19 protein-coding genes and 1 tRNA gene are annotated in these 22,110 nt (G+C 48.0%); 16 read left to right on the forward strand and 4 right to left on the reverse strand.

Annotated elements, in window-relative coordinates:
• The first annotated feature begins 263 nt into the window (after nt 1-263).
• The 4 genes from BP95_RS0127985 (at nt 264) to BP95_RS0128000 (ending at nt 4,414) form a co-directional block, all read left to right on the forward strand.
• Nucleotides 264-1,322, forward strand: coding sequence for a GerMN domain-containing protein (locus tag BP95_RS0127985; RefSeq protein WP_021252347.1), 1,059 nt, complete (start codon nt 264-266; stop codon nt 1,320-1,322).
• Nucleotides 1,323-1,403: 81 nt separating this feature from the next.
• Entirely contained in the window at nt 1,404-2,189 is a 786-nt protein-coding gene (gene rph / locus BP95_RS0127990) for a ribonuclease PH (RefSeq protein ID WP_021252346.1), read from the forward strand.
• Nucleotides 2,173-2,832: an XTP/dITP diphosphatase gene (locus BP95_RS0127995; RefSeq protein ID WP_028533786.1), complete on the forward strand. Its 660-nt coding sequence runs from the start codon at nt 2,173-2,175 to the stop codon at nt 2,830-2,832. Before rph ends, BP95_RS0127995 begins: the two co-directional genes overlap by 17 nt.
• A 274-nt stretch (nt 2,833-3,106) precedes the next feature.
• Nucleotides 3,107-4,414 (forward strand): homocysteine synthase, encoded by a 1,308-nt coding sequence (locus BP95_RS0128000; protein WP_028533787.1) that lies wholly within the window; start codon nt 3,107-3,109, stop codon nt 4,412-4,414.
• 99 nt (nt 4,415-4,513) lie between these two features.
• Here BP95_RS0128000 and asnB read toward each other — a convergent pair whose 3' ends face one another.
• Complete coding sequence (gene asnB / locus BP95_RS0128005; RefSeq protein ID WP_021252343.1) at nt 4,514-6,361, reverse strand: asparagine synthase (glutamine-hydrolyzing); 1,848 nt, start codon at nt 6,359-6,361, stop codon at nt 4,514-4,516.
• A gap of 205 nt (nt 6,362-6,566) precedes the next feature.
• Here asnB and BP95_RS0128010 point away from each other — a divergent pair, with 205 nt between their 5' ends.
• The 3 genes from BP95_RS0128010 (at nt 6,567) to BP95_RS34370 (ending at nt 7,458) form a co-directional block, all read left to right on the forward strand.
• Nucleotides 6,567-6,875, forward strand: a complete 309-nt coding sequence (locus tag BP95_RS0128010) for a hypothetical protein (protein WP_021252342.1) — start codon at nt 6,567-6,569, stop codon at nt 6,873-6,875.
• A 7-nt stretch (nt 6,876-6,882) separates the two neighbouring features.
• Complete coding sequence (locus BP95_RS0128015; RefSeq protein ID WP_036667653.1) at nt 6,883-7,233, forward strand: hypothetical protein; 351 nt, start codon at nt 6,883-6,885, stop codon at nt 7,231-7,233.
• Nucleotides 7,234-7,329: 96 nt separating this feature from the next.
• Nucleotides 7,330-7,458 carry a hypothetical protein gene (locus BP95_RS34370; RefSeq protein ID WP_260612424.1) on the forward strand — a complete coding sequence of 43 codons (129 nt, stop codon included), beginning with the start codon at nt 7,330-7,332 and terminating at the stop codon, nt 7,456-7,458.
• A 180-nt stretch (nt 7,459-7,638) separates the two neighbouring features.
• Here the strand turns inward: BP95_RS34370 and BP95_RS0128025 are convergent.
• Nucleotides 7,639-7,715: transfer RNA gene (locus BP95_RS0128025), tRNA-Arg, on the reverse strand.
• 259 nt (nt 7,716-7,974) lie between these two features.
• Between BP95_RS0128025 and BP95_RS0128030 the strand changes: the two genes are divergently transcribed.
• The 5 genes from BP95_RS0128030 (at nt 7,975) to ispG (ending at nt 13,736) form a co-directional block, all read left to right on the forward strand.
• A complete protein-coding gene (locus BP95_RS0128030; protein ID WP_021252340.1) occupies nt 7,975-8,925 on the forward strand; it encodes a hypothetical protein in 951 nt (316 codons plus the stop codon).
• 172 nt (nt 8,926-9,097) lie between these two features.
• Nucleotides 9,098-10,384, forward strand: a complete 1,287-nt coding sequence (gene tig, locus BP95_RS0128035) for a trigger factor (RefSeq protein ID WP_021252339.1) — start codon at nt 9,098-9,100, stop codon at nt 10,382-10,384.
• 353 nt (nt 10,385-10,737) lie between these two features.
• On the forward strand, nt 10,738-11,334 hold the full coding sequence (clpP, locus tag BP95_RS0128040) for an ATP-dependent Clp endopeptidase proteolytic subunit ClpP (RefSeq protein ID WP_021252338.1): 597 nt from the start codon (nt 10,738-10,740) through the stop codon (nt 11,332-11,334).
• A 13-nt stretch (nt 11,335-11,347) separates the two neighbouring features.
• Nucleotides 11,348-12,595 (forward strand): ATP-dependent protease ATP-binding subunit ClpX, encoded by a 1,248-nt coding sequence (gene clpX / locus BP95_RS0128045; protein ID WP_021252337.1) that lies wholly within the window; start codon nt 11,348-11,350, stop codon nt 12,593-12,595.
• A gap of 43 nt (nt 12,596-12,638) precedes the next feature.
• Nucleotides 12,639-13,736 carry a flavodoxin-dependent (E)-4-hydroxy-3-methylbut-2-enyl-diphosphate synthase gene (gene ispG, locus BP95_RS0128050; RefSeq protein ID WP_021252336.1) on the forward strand — a complete coding sequence of 366 codons (1,098 nt, stop codon included), beginning with the start codon at nt 12,639-12,641 and terminating at the stop codon, nt 13,734-13,736.
• A gap of 115 nt (nt 13,737-13,851) precedes the next feature.
• Here ispG and BP95_RS31565 read toward each other — a convergent pair whose 3' ends face one another.
• Both BP95_RS31565 and BP95_RS0128060 read right to left on the reverse strand, forming a co-directional pair.
• Nucleotides 13,852-14,256: a bactofilin family protein gene (locus BP95_RS31565; protein ID WP_021252335.1), complete on the reverse strand. Its 405-nt coding sequence runs from the start codon at nt 14,254-14,256 to the stop codon at nt 13,852-13,854.
• 27 nt (nt 14,257-14,283) lie between these two features.
• Nucleotides 14,284-15,345, reverse strand: a complete 1,062-nt coding sequence (locus tag BP95_RS0128060; protein WP_028533789.1) for a M23 family metallopeptidase — start codon at nt 15,343-15,345, stop codon at nt 14,284-14,286.
• A 341-nt stretch (nt 15,346-15,686) separates the two neighbouring features.
• On the opposite strand from BP95_RS0128060, the gene BP95_RS0128065 reads away from it, so the two are divergent.
• The 4 genes from BP95_RS0128065 (at nt 15,687) to yihA (ending at nt 22,037) form a co-directional block, all read left to right on the forward strand.
• On the forward strand, nt 15,687-17,048 hold the full coding sequence (locus tag BP95_RS0128065; protein ID WP_051249836.1) for an alanine/glycine:cation symporter family protein: 1,362 nt from the start codon (nt 15,687-15,689) through the stop codon (nt 17,046-17,048).
• A 102-nt stretch (nt 17,049-17,150) separates the two neighbouring features.
• Nucleotides 17,151-18,887, forward strand: a complete 1,737-nt coding sequence (gene lonB / locus BP95_RS0128070) for an ATP-dependent protease LonB (RefSeq protein ID WP_021252332.1) — start codon at nt 17,151-17,153, stop codon at nt 18,885-18,887.
• Between the two features lie 96 nt (nt 18,888-18,983).
• Entirely contained in the window at nt 18,984-21,320 is a 2,337-nt protein-coding gene (lon, locus tag BP95_RS0128075; RefSeq protein WP_021252331.1) for an endopeptidase La, read from the forward strand.
• Between the two features lie 123 nt (nt 21,321-21,443).
• Nucleotides 21,444-22,037, forward strand: coding sequence for a ribosome biogenesis GTP-binding protein YihA/YsxC (yihA, locus tag BP95_RS0128080; RefSeq protein ID WP_021252330.1), 594 nt, complete (start codon nt 21,444-21,446; stop codon nt 22,035-22,037).
• The last annotated feature ends 73 nt before the right edge of the window (nt 22,038-22,110 follow it).

Raw genomic sequence — 22,110 nt, forward strand, 5'->3', positions numbered from 1 at the left:
CTCTATCTCTTGTCATCATTCCTATACCTATCATTTTGCACCATTGCATGAGGAAAGTATACGACAATGATATACCCAATCCCTGCTTTCCTTACTCTCTTTCTCTTGTATTTTCTCGTTGCAATATAGAAACCTCGTCATGTTTTGGACAGCCCTCTCGTATATATAGGTGTATGACGAAGGGACGCCTTATGCACGCATTATATAAGGAGACGGGCTCCCGCTGATCACACGATAGATGCATAGAGGAGGTTGCTTCGCCTATGGTGCGGACACAATATTTCCGACAAGGTGTACTGGCAGCAGTACTGACGCTGCCCTTGCTATTAACAGCTTGCAATGGCACGAGCGGTGCGATTGATCCGCCGCCAGCAGATGTTGAGGCTAAGATGATGACTGCAACAGATGGTAAGAGCGAATTAACTGTTAATCCAAAGGATGCAGCGCAGCAGCAAGCGAATATGACGATATATGCACAGGATCGCCATGGCTACTTGGCTCCAATATCGTATCAATGGAATTCCGGGGATCCGGCGGTAGTGGCGCAGGCCTCGCTGGAGATGCTGGTGAAAGACGGGGTGCATAAGGGAATGCTGCCTCCAGGCTTTACGGCCACGCTGCCGAAGGGGACGAGCTTGAAGGTAACGCTCAAGCCGGAGCAGAAGACTGCATTTGTGGAATTATCGAAGGAGTTTGCCGCTTACGACAAGAACGATGAGCGCAAGGTGATGGAGTCTATCACGTGGACGCTTACTTCTCTGCCGAATGTAGATCAGGTGCAATTATGGATGGATTCTAAGAGGCTGTCTGAGATGCCAGTAGACCACACCCCAATGGATACGCCGCTTTCCAGACAATTAGGAATTAATTTAGAGAAGGATTTGTCGGTCAATTATCTGCGCTCCATGCCGGTTACGTTGTATTTTTCCAGTTACAGTGAAGAGGGGAAGGCCTATTTTATTCCTGTGACTAGACTGGTTGAGCCATCATCGGATTCAGTGAGAGCAACACTGGAACAGATGATATCCGGGCCGTTGAATAAGAAAGCGATGAACATGGTCATGACCAAAGAAACGAAAATTAATGATATTACGTCTAACGGCGATACACTGACAGTGGATCTCGCTGATACGATGTTCGAAAAAGGGGATCAAGTTCCTGCAGAATTGGTGAAGGCGGTTGTTCTATCGCTTACTGAACGGCAAGGTGTGAAGAAGGTTCAGTTGAAAATAAACGGCAATATGGATATTCAAGGAACAGACAAGATAAACTATTCGGAGCCGGTCACGCGGCCTGTTGTAAATATGGCTTGGAAAGGATAGATGCTTTTCGCCAAGCTCTTTGGTAGAATAGGGGATGTTACTTTTTACGGACGACAGTGGAAATGTAGGAGGCACTATTAAATGAGAAGCAACGGACGCAAGGCGGATGAACTCCGCCCGGTTACGATTCGAACAAACACGAACAAATACGCGGAAGGATCCGTATTCATCGAAGTAGGCGACACGAAGGTGCTGTGCACGGCTACGGTTGACGAGAAAGTTCCTCCTTTTATGAAGGGGCAAGGCAAGGGCTGGATTACGGCAGAATATTCTATGCTCCCACGTGCAACGCAGACACGCAACCAGCGTGAAGCGAACCGGGGCAAGTTAACTGGCCGTACGATGGAAATTCAACGGCTGATTGGGCGGGCTCTACGCTCGGTTGTTGACTTGCATGCATTAGGTGAGAGAACAATTACGCTTGATTGCGACGTTATTCAGGCTGATGGTGGTACACGTACCACTTCCATCACCGGTTCCTTTATTGCGATGGCAATGGCGATTCATAAAGTGGCGAACCAGCATTCATTGAACAAATACCCGATTACAGATTTCCTTGCTTCGGTTAGCGTTGGTGTCATTCAAGGAAATACCCTTCTTGACTTGAATTACGAAGAAGATTCTTCAGCGAAGGTCGATATGAATGTTGTGATGACAGGACAAGGCAAGTTCGTTGAAGTGCAAGGTACGGGGGAAGAGAGTCCGTTCTCCCGTGAAGAGCTTAACCAACTCCTTGCCAGCGCGGAGAAAGGGATCTTGGAGCTTGTTGAGATGCAGAAGGAAGCACTTGGCCCTATTGCAGACAAGATCGCTGCACGGGCAGCATTGGAGCGTGGGGAGGCAGCCGGTCATGCATCTAGCAAGTGATACGATCATTATTGCGACGAGCAACCAAGGCAAGCTGAAGGAATTTCAGCTTGCTTTTGCCTCGCTTGGCAAGCGTGTGCTCAGCATGGCAGACTATCCGCAATTGCCTGAAGTAGTAGAAGACGGAGATACCTTCAAGGCAAACGCACTGAAGAAGGCGCAGGAAGTCGCTGAAGCGATTCAACTTCCTGTTCTTGCTGATGATTCAGGACTTTGTGTGGATCTCTTAGAGGGCGCCCCTGGCGTGTATTCTGCACGATATGCTGGTGGGCATGGCGATACGAAGGCGAACAATGCCAAGCTTCTCGAAGAGTTGGAGAAGCTGCCGGTATCCCGTACAGAACATGAGGAGCTGGGAGAAGTAGCAGAGCATGTACGGAGTGCGGCTCAATTCGTCTGCTGCCTCGTGCTGTATGATCCAGCAGAGAAGCGGTATGTCGATGTCACGGGCACATGTGATGGATTCATCATTGATGAGGCGCGTGGAGAGCATGGATTTGGCTACGATCCGCTCTTCTATGTTCCTGCATTCGGCAAGACGATGGCGGAGCTGTCTTCAGAGCAGAAGCAGAGCATTAGCCATCGCGGCAACGCGATTCGCAAGCTGCTTGAAGTGATGAAGGCGGATCAAGCGGAAGTATAGCGGGTAGCCGCAAGATGCATCTTGATCCGCATGCTGAATCCTGATTACTGCATGTTACATAGCTGCATAATGTATGTTCCTCTTGTAGAGAACAAACGCACAGAAGCATTTTTAACCTATTTACAACGGAATAACAAGCATCGGAGGGCACCTGACTACATAGTTAGTTAAGTTGTCCTTTTTTTCATATCAAAATACTCAGGATTTATACTTTCCAACAACGGAAAAATATGAGAAAATAATGGGCAATAAGGCGAAGGAGGATTGGTTGAAGATGAGTAAAGCTCCACGTGAATTCGGATTGGAAACTTTAGCTGTGCATGCTGGACAGGAGGTTGACCCGACTACATTGTCCCGCGCGGTTCCGCTGTATCAAACAACGTCTTACGCGTTCAAGGATACTGATCATGCTGCGGATTTATTTGCTTTGAAGGAATTTGGCAACATTTATACACGGTTGATGAACCCTACAACAGATGTGTTTGAGAAGCGGGTTGCTGCTTTGGAAGGCGGTGCAGCGGCGCTGGCTACTGCCTCTGGTCAGGCTGCGATTACGTACGCTATATTGAATATCGCGGGAGCAGGGGATGAGATTGTCTCTGCGACGAGTCTGTATGGCGGAACGTATAATCTGTTCTCGACAACATTAGCGAAGCTCGGCATTACGGTTCGGTTCGTTGATTCCAGCGATCCGGAAAACTTCCGCAAGGCGATTACGAGCAAGACGAAGGCGCTGTATGCGGAGGTCATCGGCAACCCTAGGGGCGATGTTCTCGATATCGAGGCAGTAGCCGATATCGCACATGATCATGGTATTCCGCTCATCGTAGACAATACATTCCCAAGCCCATTCCTGCTTCGCCCCCTTGAGCATGGTGCGGATATTGTTGTTCATTCCGCAACGAAGTTCATTGGCGGTCATGGCACCTCGATTGGCGGAGTAATCGTAGATGGAGGCAAGTTCAATTGGGCTGCCAATGATAAGTTCCCGGGATTGACAGAGCCGGATCCTAGCTATCATGGAGTTGTATACACGGATGCTGTTGGGCCAATCGCATACATTATTAAGGCACGTGTGCAATTGCTGCGAGATATGGGAGCTGCCATTTCTCCATTCAACGCATTCCTGCTTCTTCAAGGGCTCGAGACGCTTCACCTGCGTATGGAGCGCCATAGTGAGAATGCATTGAAGGTTGCTCAGTTCCTTGAAGCACATGAAGGTGTACAGTCGGTCAGCTACAGTGGTCTGTCTAGCCATCCATCTTATGAGCTTGCACAGAAGTATTTGCCGAAGGGCCAGGGTGCCATCTTAACATTTGAGATTAAGGGCGGAATCGAAGCAGGACGCCAAGTAATTAATCACGTCAAGCTCTTCTCTCATCTTGCGAATGTTGGTGATTCGAAGTCGCTCATTATCCATCCTGCCAGCACAACGCATCAGCAATTGAGTGAAGATGAGCAAATTGCTGCAGGTGTAAATCCAGGACTTATTCGTTTATCTATCGGTACGGAATCCATTGACGATATCTTATTTGATTTGGATCAGGCGATCCGTGCAAGTCAGCCTGCTGCTGTCAAATAAGAAGCCATAAAAAACAAAGACACACGGGATACGCTGCTGCGTATCCCGTGTGTCTTCTTTTTATTGGATGATGAGCTCTTGTGGGCTTCAGGTTTCAGGTTACCATGCTACACGAATGCGGTATTCTCGCAGCCAAGTGTCCATTTGAAGCAAATAAGCAAATAATTGAGGGCCGGACATCAGTTGACCGAACCAAGGAAAGTTCGAGCTCGCTTCCTCAGAGGCTGCGATACTGCGGATTCGCTCCACATTCACAAATTGATGGAGTGGGGATGATGTGTCATCCAGCCGCTCCAACGCAAGACGACGAACGGTATTCAAGTAGTTCGGATTGTGGGTTTTCGGATAAGGGCTCTTCTTGCGGTACAGCACATCTTCCGGCAATACGCCTTCAAGTGCTTTGCGAAGCAGACCCTTCTCTCGCCCACCATATGTCTTAATGCTCCATGGAATGTTGAATACATACTGGACGAGGCGGTGGTCTGTATAAGGTACACGAACTTCTAATCCTACCCCCATGCTCATTCTGTCCTTGCGATCCAGCAAGGTAGGCATGAACCGGGTAATATTGAGATAGGACATGACCCGCATCTTGGCGGCTTGTGCATCTTCGCCAGGCAGCACAGGGACTTCGCGAACGGCATCTGCATACCGATCGGCTACGTACTGCTCTGCGCGAAGCAAGGAAGCGACTTCAGGCTTCAGGAGGCTGGAACGCAGTGGGGTAGCTAGTGCCCACGGGAAGGTACCGGCATTCAGGGCATCTTCTCGATGGAACCAAGGATATCCGCCGAATACTTCATCGGCCGCCTCGCCGGAGAGAGCGACAGTGGCGCCTTGCTTGATTTCCTTACAGAATAAGAGGAGAGAACCATCAATATCGGTCATGCCTGGCAAATCACGAACCTTCACAGCCTGCTCTAGGGAGGCGACAAGCTCAGGGGTATCGAATTTGATCCAATGATGGGTAGTGCCAAGTTCCTCCACCATACGGTAAATCCAGGGCTCATCGGCATTGGGCTGAAATGCATGAGATTGGAAGTACAGATCGTTATCAACATAATCGACCGAGTACGTATGCACTTGGCCAAGATTATGCCGCTCGTAATGTTGAACGGTAAGGGCCGTCAGCGCACTGGAGTCCAGCCCGCCAGATAACAAGGTGCAGACGGGTACATCAGAGATGAGCTGCCGCTCAACGGTATCCTCCAGCAGCTCACGCACATGTCTAGCTGTCTGTTCGGCGTCCTCTTCATGCGGGATGCTCTCCAACTTCCAGTAGCAATGAATTCTAAGACCATCCGGACTGTACTTCAAGGTGTGGCCTGGCCGCAGTTCTGATAGCGCTTGGTATATACCGTGTCCCGGGGTTCGAGCGGGACCAATCATCCATAATTCAGCGGCTCCCTCCAGCCCGATAACCGGTTCGATGTCCGGGTGAGCAAGCAATGATTTAGGCTCAGAACCGAATGCGAACCAGCCCTCGCCCTGTGAATAGAACAATGGCTTCACCCCGAGCCGATCACGAGCTATGAACAGATGTCTTTCCGTTTCATCCCATATTGCAAAGGAAAAGATACCGTTAAATCGTTCAACACAAGCCTCTTTCCACTCCAAATAGGCAACAAGCAGCACTTCCGTATCACACTGCGTGACAAATGAATGCCCGCGGCTGATTAATTCTTTTCTTAATTCCTTCATATTGTACAGTTCGCCATTATATACAATGGCAAACACCCCTTGCTCCGTGTGCCGAATCATCGGCTGGGCGCCATTCGCGGGATCAATGACAGATAAGCGCCGGTGCCCCAGCGCACATGAACTGGTTAACCATGTTCCCTTCGCATCCGGCCCACGAGCGGATAATGTTGCGGTCATTTGTTCGACAACACCAGAACATTGGGTCAAATCACGGTTCCAGTCAATCCATCCTGTAATTCCACACATGTTACGTTCATCCTTTCCGCACCAATCTGTCCAACCGGAAGAACGAGCACCGGCATGCTGGAAGATTGAGATAATACCATGGGTATGCGCAAATCGGCATAAGATGTATGTCCATCGGGAGATGATAAAAAAAGCTTCACATAAAAGCTGAACCCCGAAGTAAACAGGGCGAGGCAATGGCCCTTAAATGGAAAGGAGGTGCTCCATGGAGCGTCAGCCTTATTATGTATCCGTACAGAATCATTCTGTTGTTGCGGAACAACATGCAGGGAGTTATGAATTTGTAGTCCATGTAAATGAAGCGGAAAGGGATGAGCTTCAAAGGCTGCTGAATGAAGTGGGGGATGCCGAAACGGATCAGATGCGGGATAGCCTCTTGTTATTGACAAGCCTATCGGATGATACGATTAACGTTCCGTATCAGCATAACCTCAACAAAGTATATGCCTACATATACAAATTCGGGACTACTGATACCAAGCGGTTTGTGGAGCAAATTTTAAATAAGGAGTGAGTCAATAATGGAATTTAAGGCTGCGAAATTTCGTCGTCCTGTTGAAATCGAAGGGCGTCTGTGTGCAGAAGTAGGACTTATCCCTGATGATGACAAGGAGACTCCTCTGCTTGCGTATGTGGCTCCTGTACGAAATGGTGGTTATGAGATTGTTCGCCTTCTGCACAACGATGCGCATTATGAAGCAGATTGGTATGACAACAATTTGCATAACGCCTTCGAGGAAATCGCTGCGGAGGAATTCATGATAAGCAATAACGAAATCAGCTGCAGTGATCGCGATTCGATTGTTGATGCTGTCTTAGGTTCCACAGAAGTTCGAGCAGCAGTGGATGAGTTGTTTCAATTAGACACGTAATGCTATCCGTTATCATGCAGCGGAAATGGTTCGCTTTCTTATCATCGGCTTCGTGGAAAGAAATGATCAAGGAACGATGAAGGGAGGTGAGAAACGATGTCAGAGCAATTCAAGCAAAACAAGGGCAATAAATATGCCCATCAAAAGAAACATGCGGATGCCGTATTATCGAAAAACTTCAAGCATCCAGGCGAGAAGAACCATTGGGAGTTTCACAATAAGTAAATAAGAAAATAAGTAAGTTCTGTATCAAAAGAAGGCGGCAATTATACAAGGCTCTGCGATAAGCAGAGCCTCTCATGCAGAGGTATTCTGGGATCGATGTGAGTGGGAAATAAAAAAAAGCCTCACCAACCAATAAAAGGTTCTGTGAGGCATGTTCATGTATATTAGTAAGCAAATGAATGGCGTCCCAGGAGGGATTCGAACCCCCGACCGACGGCTTAGAAGGCCGTTGCTCTATCCAGCTGAGCTACTGGGACATGAATAAGTTAAATTTAGAACATAAATGATTGTATCAAAGAAATTGACTCTTAGCAATAGGAAAATGAAAAAAATATTAATTTACATATCTTTTACAGTTTGAGTGTTAGGAAAGCACATATGGTGACCGCGCAGGATAAAGAGTGAATATGGTATAATACATCATATAAGAAGCTCACCTAATTGAAGGAGAACGAGCTGCATACATAGGAGAGATTATCGTAATACATAGGCGCAGTACAGAAAGCAGGTGTTCGTATGACAGAAGATTACAAAGAGCCGGCAAAGAATAATGTCATCCTGTTTCCGAAAACTCATGATTACTACCAAATTGAGTTGACACGGATGCTGGAATCTGAGCGTTACGGCGAAGCAATTGCCCTTCTTCAATTCCTGCTGACATGTGATGGTGAGGACGAACGGATTCGGGAAGAGTGGGACGCGCTGCTGCAATGGCTCGTGTCGGCGTTCCCGGAGGCAGAACGTGCTGCCCGTGATTTGAATATGGCTGAGGGAATAGCCAGTTGGCCGGAGTCCACACCGGAAGAGGAGTCTGAAGAGACCGAACAAGATATCCTGCGACGCCAATTCCAGCAGAAGCTGAATGCGGACGGACAATATACAGAGCGATTGTTTGCTACCCTTGTAGAGGGAGAGATGGATGACCGCAAGCTCCTTATTCTTGAGCAGCTTGCAGCAGCAGAAGATCCGGGTGTTGATGAAGCTTTGGCTAAACTGCTCAAAGAGGAGAATCTTAACTCCTTGCTTCAATTCGGAATTCTTCAAGTTATGAAGAGACGGGGAATGCATGGAGAAATCCGCTTCCCTCGCGGGCAGGAGTCGCTGGTCGTACAAATAGAGGATACTCCGCTTGATAATTCGGGGTTCCCAGAGGCCACCAAGGCACCAGCGGTGCGTGTGAACGAGGCTGCTTCTGTAAGAGAGCCTTCTCTCGCTTATTTTGCTCAGGAGATATGGCAGCAGTATTTGAAGCATATATACGGTTCTCCATCCTATGAACAGTTGTGCGGGCATGGGCAAGAGGATTCGAACGCTTGGGCGGCGGCGCTGCATTTCATCGTGGCTCGAATGCTGCGTGTCGACGAAGAAGTGGAAGTGAAGCAGCTGTACGGTGTCACGAATGAACTGCGTGTGCAATATGAGCTAGCGCTCCGATCATTAAATCGATCATTGCGCGTACAGTCATAGGATCTGAGGCTAAGCAATGAACGGTCGATAGCGCTTTCGTGGAAGGCCGAATGTGGGAATGACGCCCTCCTTGAAAAAGTTATCGTAGTCGGCTATACTAAAATGGTTATTCTGGACGTGTTATGTTAGGTACACTCTAGCCATGATCTTTTTTTGGAGGGGAAGGCATAAAATGAAAGCAACTTGGGAAAAAATAGAGAAGAACATTGGGGTATTGGAAGTAGAGGTTAATGAAGATCGCGTAGCAGAAGGATTGGACTTGGCATTCAAAAAAGTGTCCAAGCGTGTTAACGTTCCTGGCTTCCGCAAAGGTCGCGTACCTCGCCCAATTTTCGAAGCAAAATATGGTGTAGAGAGCTTGTATCAAGATGCGATTGACATCATCTTGGGCGAAGTTTACACACAAGCTGTAAAAGAAACAAACATCCAACCGGTTGATCAGCCGGAAATCGAAGTTGAACAATTTGCAAAAGGCAAAACGTTCAAGTTCAAAGCAAAAGTAACAGTTAAGCCTGAAGTGAAGCTTGGCGACTACAAAGGTCTTGAAGTAGAAGCTAAAGAAGCTGAAGTTACGGAAGAAGAGCTTGACGCTGAATTGAAGCGTCTGCAAGAGCGTCATGCTGAACTCGTTATCGTTGACGAAGAGACAGCACAAAAAGGCGACAGCGTTGTTATGGACTTCGAAGGATTCGTTGATGGCGAAGCATTTGAAGGCGGCAAAGGTGAGCGCTACACATTGGAGCTTGGCTCTAACACGTTCATTCCTGGATTCGAAGATCAATTGATTGGTCTTGGGACAGGCGACTTCAAAGATGTTGAAGTTACATTCCCTGAGCACTACCATGCAGAGAACTTGGCTGGCAAGCCTGCAACATTCAAAGTGAAAGTTCATGAAATCAAGCGCAAGCAGCTTCCACAGCTTGATGATGAGTTCGCTAAAGATGTTAGCGAGTTCGAAACTTTGGATGAGTACAAAGCTGATCTTACAAAACAGTTGAAAGAGCGCAAAGGACGCGAACTGGAAGCAGCTCGTGAAGCTGAGCTCGTTGAAAAAGCATCTGCAAATGCAGAAGTAGAAATTCCACGTGCGATGATCGAGACTGAAATTCAGCACATGGTTAAAGACTTGGACAACCGTCTTCGCATGCAAGGCATGAACATGGATATGTTCTTGACATTGTCTGGCCAAACGATTGCAGACTTGCGCGAGCAAATGCAACAAGAGGCTGACAAGCGTGTGAAAAACAACCTCGTTCTTGAGCAAATCGCGAAAGAAGAGAACATCACAATTTCCGAAGAAGAGCTGCAAGAAGAGCTTGATAAAATGGCAGCTTCTTACCAACGTTCTGCGGACGAAATCCGCTCCATCTTGGAGAAGAACGGCACGATTGAAAACTTGCGTGAAGAGGCAGCTCTTCGCAAAACAGTTAAGTTCATTGTGGACAACAGCAAGAATTAATTGCATATCGGCTGCAACTGCATCATGCATGTGAGAGCGGCGTAACAGGATAAGGCACGTTACTTTTTAAGGGCGTGCCTTATTTTTTACCACCTGTCTGGTGAAAGTTTGCTGGATTGTAAGTTCTTGATTTACTACATAACGTTTCACCACCCAGTAAAGGGTGTACATAATCAGTATGTAACATATTAGGCGATTCCGACCCGCGAGAAGTCACGAATATAGAGCTTATTTGCAGGGATTACGGGCATTTGCCGCACATAGAATAATGGTAATCGGTGTAAAAATGACACCACGTTCAGAAAATGTTAGAATAGAAATGTAAAGCTATGTAAAGAAAAGAGGTCGGTACCATGAATTTAATCCCGATGGTCATCGAACAGACAAATCGCGGCGAACGCTCTTATGATATTTACTCGCGTCTGCTGAAAGATCGCATTATCTTTCTGGGCAGCGCCATCGATGATGACGTAGCGAACAGCGTCATTGCGCAGTTGTTGTTCCTTCAAGCAGATGATCCAGAGAAGGACATTTTCTTGTATATCAACTCACCGGGCGGTTCAGTTACGGCCGGCATGGCAATTTACGATACGATGCAGCATATCAAACCTGACGTATCTACAATCTGCGTAGGCTTGGCTGCAAGTATGGGTTCGCTCTTGCTGACGGCTGGGGCACCAGGCAAGCGTATTGCTCTGCCGAACAGTGAGATCATGATTCATCAGCCGCTGGGTGGCGTGCGCGGTCAAGCGTCCGACATTAAGATTCATGCGGACTGGATCTTGAAGACAAGACATAAGCTGAACCAAATATATGTGGATCGCACAGGTCAGCCGATTGAGAAGATTGAACGCGATACGGATCGTGACAACTTCATGAGCGCTGATGAAGCGAAAGAATACGGTCTTGTTGACCAAGTTTTACATCCGGCAAGCCCGGGGCTTAAGTAAGGGGGGACACCGATTGTTTAAATTTAATGATGAGAAGGGGCAATTGAAGTGCTCGTTCTGCGGCAAGTCGCAGGAGCAAGTACGCAAGTTGGTTGCCGGTCCTGGCGTATATATATGTGACGAGTGCATCGAGCTGTGCAATGAGATTGTAGAGGAAGAGCTCGGTCACGAAGAGGAAGTTGATCTGAAGGATATACCGAAGCCGAAGGAAATTCGTGCGATTCTGGATCAATATGTCATTGGTCAAGAAATAGCGAAAAAGTCGTTGTCCGTAGCGGTATATAACCATTACAAACGGATTAACACCCAGAACAAGATCGAGGATGTTGAGCTGCAGAAGAGTAACATCTTGCTTGTGGGGCCTACTGGTTCCGGTAAGACACTTTTGGCGCAGACCATGGCTAAAATCTTGAACGTGCCATTCGCAATTGCGGATGCCACATCGCTTACAGAAGCAGGTTATGTGGGCGAAGATGTTGAAAATATTCTGCTGAAGCTGATCCAAGCGGCAGACTATGACGTGGAGAAGGCGGAACGCGGTATTATTTACATCGATGAAATCGATAAAGTAGCTCGCAAATCCGAGAATCCTTCGATTACACGCGATGTATCTGGTGAAGGGGTACAGCAGGCATTGCTGAAAATTTTGGAGGGAACCGTTGCTTCTGTTCCGCCGCAAGGTGGCCGTAAGCATCCTCACCAAGAATTTATTCAAATTGATACGACGAACATCTTGTTCATTTGCGGCGGTGCGTTTGACGGACTGGAGCAAATTATCAAGCGTCGTGTAGGGAAGAAAATTATTGGCTTCAATGCTGATGGTGGTCAGAAGGATTTGAAGCCTGGCGAATACTTGACGATGACACTTCCGGAGGATTTGCTGAAATTCGGACTTATTCCTGAATTTGTTGGGCGTCTTCCAGTCATCTCGACGTTGGAGCCGCTTGATGAGCATACATTGGTTCGTATCTTGAGCGAGCCGAAGAATGCGCTGACGAAGCAGTACCAGAAGTTGCTTGAGATGGACAATGTGAAGCTTGACTTCGAGTCTGGTGCACTGGAAGCCATTGCTCGCGAAGCGATCAAGCGCAACACTGGAGCGCGTGGATTGCGTGCCATCATCGAGGGCATTATGCTTGACGTGATGTATGAAGTGCCATCGCGCGATGATGTAACAACATGTGTCATTACGGAGCAAGTAGTAAAAGAACGAATGATTCCGGAACTGACGACAGATAAGAAACAAGAGGAAAGCGCCTAATAGGCGCTTTTCCGTCCGTTTCCGACATGGGAGAGAATGTATCATGTATTTGCGACATCAGACTAGAGCTGTAAAAGTGGGCGATGTAACGATTGGCGGCAACAATGAGGTTGTCATTCAGAGCATGTGCACGACGAAGACGGCAGATGTAGAAGCCACTGTTGCGGAAATTCATCGACTTGAAGAAGCTGGATGCCAGCTTGTTCGGGTTACGGTCAACAATGAGGAAGCAGCGGATGCGATTAAGGAGATTAAGAAGCGTATCTCGATTCCGCTCGTTGCTGACATTCACTTTGACTACAGGCTCGCTTTGAAGGCGATTGAGAACGGTATTGACAAGGTTCGGATCAATCCGGGCAATATTGGCCGCCGTGAGAAAGTGGAAGCAGTCGTGAAGGCGTGCAAAGAGCGCGGCATTCCGATTCGAATCGGTGTTAATGCAGGATCGCTGGAGAACCACCTGCTCGAGAAGTATGGATATCCAACGCCAGAGGCGATGGTCGAAAGTGCTCTATTCCATATCGGAATTTTAGAAGAACTTGATTTCCACGATATTATTGTCTCGTTGAAGGCATCAGATGTGCCTATGGCCATCGCTGCCTATACAAAGGCTGCTGAGGTAATTCCGTACCCGCTTCACTTAGGGATTACAGAAGCTGGAACACTGTTCTCAGGGACGATTAAGAGTGCGGCAGGGCTCGGAGCCTTGTTATCACTTGGAATTGGCTCGACGGTTCGTGTCAGCTTGAGTGCGGATCCAGTAGAAGAAGTGAAGGTTGCGCGTGAGATGCTGAAGTGTTTCGGCTTGATTTCCAATGCAGCTACACTTGTATCATGTCCAACATGCGGTCGACTTGACATCGATTTATTCTCGATTGCGAACGAAGTAGAGGAGTATATCTCCAAAGTGAAAGTTCCAATTAAGGTATCGGTGCTTGGTTGTGCGGTAAACGGTCCGGGCGAGGCTCGTGAAGCGGATATCGGCATCGCTGGAGCTCGTGGTGAAGGGCTGTTGTTCCGCTACGGAGAAATGATTCGTAAAGTACCGGAGGCAGAGCTTGTCTCTGAGTTGAAGAAGGAAATCGACCATATCGTCGCTGAATATGAGCGTACGGGTCAGATTCCAGGGCGTAAGCACTAATCGAAATATAAGAAGCTATCTTGTTATCGTATGATACAAGAACACCCACATGCAGCAGTGGCGCATGTGGGTGTTTTCTTTGTCTGTATCCAAGTTTCTAATTCAATGATCTCGTTCATGTGTCAGACGAGTTAGTAACCTCAGCGATAGGAGCATTGGTTAGTGAGGGAGCATTTTGCTGCATTTTGCTGTTTCCGTTGAATTTGCCGCCTTCTTTGATAATGAAGGATTGGCACAATACATTGCCTTCCAATCTGCCAGAGCTCTCGATGATGACACTTTCTGTGACGTTGACATCACCTTGCATGAACCCTGCGATAACTAGGCTGGAAGCTTGAATATGGGAATAGGCTTTGCCCGACTCTCCAATAATTACGTTCTGACTGCAATGAACATCACCAGTAATGGTTCCCTCGATCCGTAGGTCAGTTTCGCATACAAGCTTTCCTTCAAATGTAGTAGCCTGTCCAATTAAGGTGTCGGTTCCGCTAATTTTTTTGCCAGAGGATTTGGCGAACATATCGTGCTCCTTTCTTATATAAAAATCTTATTCAGGAGTGTTTACATAAGTCATTGGATCAATAGGCTGTCCGTTCTTACGAATTTCGAAATGTAGATGAGGTCCTGTGCTCCGACCTGTTGTACCGATTTTGCCAATGAGTGTCCCTTTTTTCACCGAATCTCCGCTGGCCACAACTCTCTCGCTTAGGTGCAAGTAACGTGTAGTAAGTCCGCTGCCATGATTCACGATGATATAATTCCCCTTCAGTTCATCCCTGTCGGAATCAATGACGACCCCTTCGGCAGTAGCGTAGACCGGATCGCCTGTATCTCCGCCTATATCTAATCCAGCATGGAATGCTTCATTGCGTTGAAACGGATCACTGCGTTCTCCGAAAAGAGAGGTGATTCGTGTGCTACCTGTTGGCCATAAGGTTGGAGTAGCGTTCAACTGCTGCTGGAAGGCTTCGGCATTCTTAAATAGAGGAGGCATTGTTCGTTCCCAATCCTGCCACTTCTTATTCATATGATGGAGCTGCTTATTCACGTTCTCCCATGCTTCAAGTGGTGAGACAGGCTTTTGGTCGCTGCTGTTCACTTCTGTAGCGGCAGAACGAAGCGTCGACAACTTAGATGCAGGAAGCATAATATACTCACCACCTAGCGGCAAAGGCAAGGATGCCGTGTCGCGCTTGGTTGACATAGAATTGGGCTTACCCGTGCCAGGTGATAGCTTGCTATTCTTTGGAGGGTTAGTGCCAGATGGGACTTGTAAATAGGATTGCAATTGCTGTTCCCATTGTGAGATTCTGTCCATTTTCTGTTTCATATCGTTGGAAGAAGCGGTAATAATGGATAATTGCTTGTCCATCTCTGCTAACAGTTGATTCTTCTCCTGCAGTTCAAGCTGTAATTGTTCATGACGAGCAACAAAATCATACATGGTAAATCGTTGAATGACTAACGATAAAAGTAATGCGCTAATCCCGCCAATGACAATAAACATGACAAGTTTAACCACAACAGTTGGAATACTGTATTGAATAACTGGCCGATTTGGTCCTCGCATGAGCATCCATGTCCAGTGGCGATCGTTTGATTTCGTCATAATTCAAGGATTCCTCCTTAACGACACAAAGGTAAAATAAGCTAGAAACGTTTACATAACATTCCTATTGTACATGATTTTCGGTGAAAAGTAAGTAGATAATGCAACGATTCGACATAAAAATCGGTTTGTGTCGAATGACGAAAAGGTAAATTTTATCACAAATTGAAAAATGATAAAAAACATTTTGCCATTGCCTGCGATTTAGGCTACAATCAGATAGTACGTGTTAGCAAAGTTAACATATAGCGTGCAACAGGACTAGACAATAAGAGAGGTGCGATATATTGATCGATCAAATTCAGGATTGGATCGGAAAGTTTAATGATTTGTGGTATTTGATGCTTATATTTGTCCTGATAACAGCAGGATTATATTTTTCATTCCGAACAGGCTTCGTGCAGCTTTCCGCGATTAAAGAAACATTCCGTCTTATGTTGGGGCGGGATAAAGGAAAGTCTTCCGGTGAGAAACAAGGCGTTTCCTCCTTCCAGGCATTCGCAATGAGTACGGCCTCGCGTGTTGGTACGGGGAATTTGGCCGGAGTCGCTATTGCCATTTCGTTAGGTGGCCCTGGCGCTGTATTCTGGATGTGGATGATTGCCATTATTGGCGCGGCTTCGGGGTTCGTCGAATCCACATTGGCACAAGTGTATAAAGTGCGCGATGGCAAGGATTTCAGAGGCGGCCCAGCTTACTATATGGAACGAGCGTTGAACGCACGCTGGCTAGGCATTATTTTTGCAGTCCTCATTATTTTCAGTTTCGGATTCGTTTTTAATTCTGTACAGGCCAACACAGCAAGTGCTGCATTCCAGGATATATTTAACTTGGATCCGATTTGGATGGGGGTTATCTTGGCAGTTCTTGTCATCCCGACGATATTCGGTGGGGTTCAGCGGGTTGCTAAGGTTTCTGCGACTGTAGTTCCGATCATGGCACTAGCCTATATAGCGATTGCCTTGTTCGTCATGTTCGTGAATTTTAGAGAAATTCCGGGCGTGTTTGCTTCTATTATTCAAAATGCCTTTGGATTTGGGGAGGCGTTGGCTGGCGGTGTAGGTGCAGCAGTAATGAACGGAATTAAACGCGGTCTGTTCTCGAACGAGGCCGGAATGGGTAGTGCTCCCAATGCGGCGGCGACAGCCCATGTTAGTCATCCAGTCAAGCAAGGTTTGATCCAGTCGTTTGGGGTATTCGTCGATACATTGCTTGTTTGTTCGTCAACAGCGTTCATTATCCTGTTCTCCGGGATTTCGACGACGGGCGAGCAGAACGGCATTCGATTGACTCAACATGCGCTTGCGGCTCAGGTTGGAGATTGGGCGCACATTTTTATTGGCTTAGCTGTCTTTTTATTCGCATTTACTTCGCTGATTGGAAACTACTATTACGGTCAAAGCAACATCGAATTCATTACGAAGAAAAAGGGTTGGATGCTTGCCTATCGACTAGGTGTCATAGCGATGGTTCTCTTCGGTTCTGTTGCGAAGATGACCCTAGTATGGAATTTGGCAGACTTGTTCATGGGCTTCATGGCGTTTATTAATCTCATTTCCATTATGCTGCTTGGTAAAGTGGCATTTGCGGCTTTGAAAGATTATATGGGTCAGCGTAAGCGTGGCGAGGAGCCAGTCTTCTATGCAGATTCTGTTCCAGGACTGAAGCATGCAGAATGTTGGGAAAGAAATAATAACTCATAATCACATACGCTTATAATGCATCCGGCAAAGGGTAATACTACCAAGTAGTAAACTTTGCCGGATTTTTTTGTCCTTGCGAGGGCGTTATGGGAGGATGAAACGATGAATTTAAGCGTAATATTGATGCTGATCAATGCGTTCTTTGCCGTAGTTATTGGCATATACTTCTGGAATCTGCTGCGCAGTCAGAAAGGAAATCGCACAGCTGTTGATCGAGAATCGCGCAAGGAGATGGATAAGCTGCGCAAGCTAAGGTCTATTTCCTTGACGAAGCCGCTAGCAGAGAAGACAAGACCTGCGATCATGAGTGATATTGTTGGGCAGAAAGATGGATTGAAGGCGCTCAAAGCTGCTTTGTGCAGTTCGAACCCGCAGCATGTGATCATCTATGGCCCACCAGGCGTAGGTAAGACGGCTGCTGCGAGAGTAGTGCTGGAGGAAGCGAAGAAGAATGCAAGCTCGCCATTTACAATGGAATCCAAGTTCACTGAAATCGATGCGACGACAGCAAGATTTGATGAACGTGGCATTGCCGACCCATTAATAGGCTCGGTTCATGATCCAATTTATCAAGGTGCTGGTGCGATGGGAGTCGCTGGGATTCCACAGCCGAAGCCGGGAGCGGTGACGAAGGCACATGGGGGCATGCTGTTTATTGATGAGATTGGAGAGCTTCATCCGATACAGATGAATAAACTGTTGAAGGTACTTGAAGATCGTAAAGTATTTTTGGAGAGCGCTTATTACAATTCGGAAGACTCGAATGTACCTTCGTATATTCACGATATTTTTCAGAATGGATTGCCTGCGGACTTCAGGCTTGTGGGAGCGACGACCCGTTCTTCCCAAGAACTCCCGCCAGCGCTTCGTTCACGTTGTATGGAAATCTACTTCAGGCCGCTGCTTCCTGATGAAATCGGAGCTATTGCAGAAAATGGGCTGAAGAAAATTGGCTTCCCGCACTCGCCAGAAGCGGTAGATATGGTGAAAAAGTACGCGACCAATGGGCGTGAGGCGGTGAATATTGTCCAACTGTCGGCTGGACTGGCGATGTCAGAAGGGCGGACATCGATTGATGCGGCTGATGTTGAATGGGTTGCCAACAGCAGCCAGATTGCTCCGCGTCCTGATCGCAAAGTTCCCGCAGAACCACAGGTAGGTCTCGTGAATGGCTTGGCTGTATACGGTCCTAGCATGGGAGCGCTGCTGGAAATTGAAGTGAGTGCGATCCGCGTGAAGAGTGGGCACGGCAAGTATACAATTACGGGTGTTGTCGAGGAAGAAGAGCTGGGCGGTGGAAGCCGAACGCTGCGCCGCAAGAGTATGGCGAAGGGGTCTATTGAGAACGTATTGACCGTGCTTCGCAGCCTGGGACATGAGACGTCCAATTTCGATTTGCACATTAACTTCCCAGGTGGATCGCCAGTAGATGGTCCATCCGCGGGCATGGCAATGGCGATTGCCATCGCATCAGCATTGAATGGATGGCCTGTGGACAATAAGCTTGCGATGACAGGTGAAATCAGTCTTCATGGGCGCATTAAGCCGGTCGGCGGCGTACTTGCCAAGGTGGAAGCGGCTTTTCAAGCAGGAGCAACTCGCGTGCTTATTCCGAAGGAGAATTGGCAGGATATCTTCGCAGGCTTGGATGGAGTGCAAGTCATACCCGTCGAACACATTGAGGAAGGCTTCCAACATGCATTCGGCAGTGAATGGAAGGGAGATGCACAGCATAAGCCGCAACCGTTCGAACGTGCCGCGGGCACCTCGCTGCCGTTGCTGCATGCAGAAGGATCGGAGAAGAATAGCAGTTCTTCTGATGGGAGCAGCTATAGCTGATCGGCCTGTGGAAAATTGGTGTTTTACTTGAACATTTGATAAAATGTTGGATGCAATGTACTAGATAGATCATGATAGCCATGGGGGTGCCGAACGATGGGGCTTAAATCGAACAAAGACCGCCGCCTGCCTCTGCTCCCGCTACGAGGCTTGCTCGTGTACCCGAGCATGGTGTTGAACTTGGATGTGGGGCGCGATAAGTCGGTACGGGCACTTGAACATGCGATGCTGGAAGATCAATTGCTGCTGTTGTGCACGCAGTCAGAGGTCAGCATCGAGGAGCCTTCTCAGGATGATATTTTCCGTATAGGCACGATAGCGAAGGTTCGTCAAATGTTACGTCTGCCTAATAACACAATACGTGTGCTTGTTGAGGGTGTTGAGCGCGCTGAGATCGTTGAATATGTGCCTAATGAGGAGTTCTATGAGGTTCAGGTGCATGTATTGCATGAAGAGACGTCGGGTGATCCTTCAGAGACAGAAGCACTCATGCGCATGGCATTGACCCAGTTCGAGAACTATGTGCAAATGTCGAAGAAGGTGTCGCCAGAGACACTAGCTTCCGTAACGGACATCGAAGAACCGGGTCGGATGGCGGATGTAATCGCCAGCCACTTGTCCATCAAGCTCAAAGATAAACAGGCGCTTCTGGAGACGGTGGATAGCAAAGCCCGTCTGCATAAGCTGCTTGAGCTGCTCAATAATGAGAGCGAAGTGCTGGAGATGGAGAAGAAGATTGGCCAGCGCGTGAAGAAGCAGATGGAGAAGACACAGAAGGAATACTATTTGCGTGAGCAAATGAAGGCGATCCAGAAGGAATTGGGAGATAAAGAAGGCCGCGCGGGCGAGGCCGAGGAGCTGCGTGCCCAATTGAAGGAGCTCGAGGCTCCGGATAAAGTTCGTGAGAAGATTGGCAAAGAAATCGATCGATTGGAGAAAATGCCGGCTTCTTCCGCAGAAGGTTCGGTGATTCGAAACTATATCGATTGGCTACTTCAGATTCCGTGGGCTCAGCTCTCGGAGGATGATCTGGATCTGAGCAAGGCAGAATCCATTCTGGAGGCCGATCATTATGGACTTGAGAAGCCGAAGGAACGTGTCCTTGAATATTTGGCTGTACAGCAGCTAGTCAAAGAAATGAAAGGGCCGATTCTATGCCTTGTTGGCCCTCCGGGTGTCGGGAAAACGTCGCTTGCAAGGTCAATTGCGAAGTCGCTTGAACGGAAATTTGTTCGTATCTCGTTAGGTGGGGTGCGTGACGAGGCGGAGATTCGCGGTCATCGTCGTACCTATGTAGGTGCAATGCCAGGACGAATTGTTCAGGCGCTTAAAAATGCGGGCACGATGAACCCAGTAATGCTGCTTGATGAAATCGACAAGATGGCATCTGACTTCCGTGGGGATCCGGCGTCTGCACTGCTGGAGGTATTGGATCCAGAACAGAATAATGCATTCAGTGATCATTTCGTTGAGCTCCCGGTCGATCTGTCCAAGGTTCTGTTCGTGACAACTGCCAATGCGGTTCACAATATACCGCGTCCGCTGCTGGATCGGATGGAACTGCTGTCCTTGTCTGGATATACGGAGCTTGAGAAGCTGGAAATCGCGAACAGGCATCTGCTTCCGAAGCAGAAGGAAGCCCATGGATTGCAGGCGAATCAGCTGACGGTTCAAGAGGACTGCCTTCTGAAAGTGATTCGTGAATATACACGTGAAGCGGGAGTTCGCCAACTGGAACAGCAATTGGCTGCGCTATGCCGCAAGGCTGCAAAGCGAATTGTATCTGAACAGGTGGAAGACATACAGATTCACGCCCAGCAATTATCCGAATATTTAGGTGTAGCTCGATATCGCTATGGTCTGGCAGAACAAGATGATCAGATAGGAACGGTGACAGGTCTTGCGTGGACCGAAGCGGGAGGGGATACGCTTAATATTGAGGTTACCGTTGTTCCTGGTTCCGGCAAGCTGCAATTGACAGGCAAGCTAGGCGATGTCATGAAGGAGTCAGCACAGGCTGCATTTAGCTACATCCGCTCGAAGGCGGCGCAGTGGGGATTGGAGCCCGACTTCCATGAGAAGCTGGATATTCATGTCCATGTCCCTGAAGGAGCGATTCCGAAGGATGGCCCTTCCGCCGGAATCACAATTGCGACGGCACTTGTATCGGCGTTCACTAATCGGTATGTATCCAAGGATGTTGCAATGACCGGTGAGATTACATTGCGCGGGAGAGTACTCCCGATTGGTGGATTGAAAGAGAAGTCGCTGGCCGCGCTTCGTGCAGGAATCAAGACGGTACTGTTCCCGCATGACAATGAACGCGATCTAGCGGATATCCCAGATACAGTACGGCGGGAGCTGACCTTTATACCAGTAGCTCATATGGATGAAGTGCTGCAGCATGCGTTGCTGGAGGCGACTTCATCATAATGGCATAGCAACAAGACGGATGCGCGTGCAGCGCATCCGTTTTTCTTTTTTTTTGTGAAATGACGGGAATCGTGTACAATTGTACAATAGACAGAACAGAATGTAAGGTGAGGATAATCGCGTATGAAAATAACAAATGCTGAATTTATTATTAGTGCTGTTGGATCTGCACAGTATCCAGATGACGGGTTTCCGGAGATTGGTCTGGCAGGCCGATCAAATGTAGGGAAGTCATCGTTAATCAATCGTATGATTATGCGCAAGAACTTGGCGCGTACAAGCTCGCAGCCGGGTAAGACACAGCAGTTGAACTACTATCGCATTAATGACAATATGTATTTCGTGGACGTACCGGGATACGGGTATGCAAAGGTATCGAAGACGCAGCGCGCTGCGTGGGGACGCATGATTGAAGCGTACTTCCAAGAGCGTGAGACACTTCGCCTTGTGCTGCTGGTTGTTGATTTGCGCCATGCGCCTACAGCAGACGATTGCATGATGCATGACTGGCTTACGCATTACGGCGTCCCGGTATGTGTGGTTGCGACGAAGGCTGATAAAATATCGAGAAACCATCTTCCGAAGCATGTGAAGCAAGTTCGTACCACCCTTGGGTTGTCATCGGATGCTCCGTTTGTCATGTTCTCCGCGGAGACAGGACAAGGCCGTGAAGAGTTATGGGACATTATTAATCAGCATGCAAGCGTTAATTCGTAAGCATGTTGGATAAAAAGCGGGGTAGTTCCGGCCTCAGTCCGTTTTTTTGCGAAATGCACCATAAAATGGCGGC

Source organism: Paenibacillus sp. UNC217MF, assembly GCF_000686865.1.
Lineage (GTDB): Bacteria > Bacillota > Bacilli > Paenibacillales > Paenibacillaceae > Paenibacillus_B > Paenibacillus_B suaedae.

Coding starts and splice junctions, on each gene's coding strand:
- BP95_RS0127985 (WP_021252347.1), top strand. CDS start 264: ATGGTGCGGACACAATATTTCCGACAAGGTGTACTGGCAGCAGTACTG.
- rph (WP_021252346.1), top strand. CDS start 1,404: ATGAGAAGCAACGGACGCAAGGCGGATGAACTCCGCCCGGTTACGATT.
- BP95_RS0127995 (WP_028533786.1), top strand. CDS start 2,173: ATGCATCTAGCAAGTGATACGATCATTATTGCGACGAGCAACCAAGGC.
- BP95_RS0128000 (WP_028533787.1), top strand. CDS start 3,107: ATGAGTAAAGCTCCACGTGAATTCGGATTGGAAACTTTAGCTGTGCAT.
- asnB (WP_021252343.1), bottom strand. CDS start 6,361: ATGTGTGGAATTACAGGATGGATTGACTGGAACCGTGATTTGACCCAA.
- BP95_RS0128010 (WP_021252342.1), top strand. CDS start 6,567: ATGGAGCGTCAGCCTTATTATGTATCCGTACAGAATCATTCTGTTGTT.
- BP95_RS0128015 (WP_036667653.1), top strand. CDS start 6,883: ATGGAATTTAAGGCTGCGAAATTTCGTCGTCCTGTTGAAATCGAAGGG.
- BP95_RS34370 (WP_260612424.1), top strand. CDS start 7,330: ATGTCAGAGCAATTCAAGCAAAACAAGGGCAATAAATATGCCCATCAA.
- BP95_RS0128030 (WP_021252340.1), top strand. CDS start 7,975: ATGACAGAAGATTACAAAGAGCCGGCAAAGAATAATGTCATCCTGTTT.
- tig (WP_021252339.1), top strand. CDS start 9,098: ATGAAAGCAACTTGGGAAAAAATAGAGAAGAACATTGGGGTATTGGAA.
- clpP (WP_021252338.1), top strand. CDS start 10,738: ATGAATTTAATCCCGATGGTCATCGAACAGACAAATCGCGGCGAACGC.
- ispG (WP_021252336.1), top strand. CDS start 12,639: ATGTATTTGCGACATCAGACTAGAGCTGTAAAAGTGGGCGATGTAACG.
- BP95_RS31565 (WP_021252335.1), bottom strand. CDS start 14,256: ATGTTCGCCAAATCCTCTGGCAAAAAAATTAGCGGAACCGACACCTTA.
- BP95_RS0128060 (WP_028533789.1), bottom strand. CDS start 15,345: ATGACGAAATCAAACGATCGCCACTGGACATGGATGCTCATGCGAGGA.
- BP95_RS0128065 (WP_051249836.1), top strand. CDS start 15,687: ATGCTTATATTTGTCCTGATAACAGCAGGATTATATTTTTCATTCCGA.
- lonB (WP_021252332.1), top strand. CDS start 17,151: ATGAATTTAAGCGTAATATTGATGCTGATCAATGCGTTCTTTGCCGTA.
- lon (WP_021252331.1), top strand. CDS start 18,984: ATGGGGCTTAAATCGAACAAAGACCGCCGCCTGCCTCTGCTCCCGCTA.
- yihA (WP_021252330.1), top strand. CDS start 21,444: ATGAAAATAACAAATGCTGAATTTATTATTAGTGCTGTTGGATCTGCA.